Source organism: Cohnella baijiui (assembly GCF_020731285.1).
Lineage (GTDB): Bacteria > Bacillota > Bacilli > Paenibacillales > Paenibacillaceae > Cohnella.
On the sequence record NZ_JAJFOW010000209.1, the window covers coordinates 1 to 306 of the forward strand.

A 306-nucleotide genomic window follows, 5' to 3' on the forward strand; every position below is an offset into this window, starting at 1 on the left:
AGGTTTTCCTCTACTGTCATATTGGCGAATACACGTCGTCCTTCCGGCACATGCGAAATCCCCTGTTTTACAATCGCCTGAGCCGCTTTGCCTGCAATGGATTGGCCTAAATAATTGATGCTGCCCTGCTTTGGTTTAAGCAAACCGGAGATTGCTTTGAGCAGCGTGCTCTTACCCGCACCGTTTGCCCCAATGAGGGTAACGATCTCGCCTTGATTGATTTCAAGCGATACACCTTTCAACGCTTGGATATTGCCATAATATACGTTAATCTCATCTACTTTTAACATCAGGAGACCTCCTCGC

The 306-nt window shown here is 47.1% G+C and carries 1 protein-coding gene; it reads right to left on the reverse strand.

Translation table 11 applies throughout. From position 1 onward, the window contains the following. The coding region (locus LKX83_RS32345) for an ATP-binding cassette domain-containing protein (RefSeq protein ID WP_227887367.1) at positions 1 to 290 on the reverse strand (290 nt) is incomplete at its 3' end. Between the last annotated feature and the right edge of the window lie 16 nt (positions 291 to 306).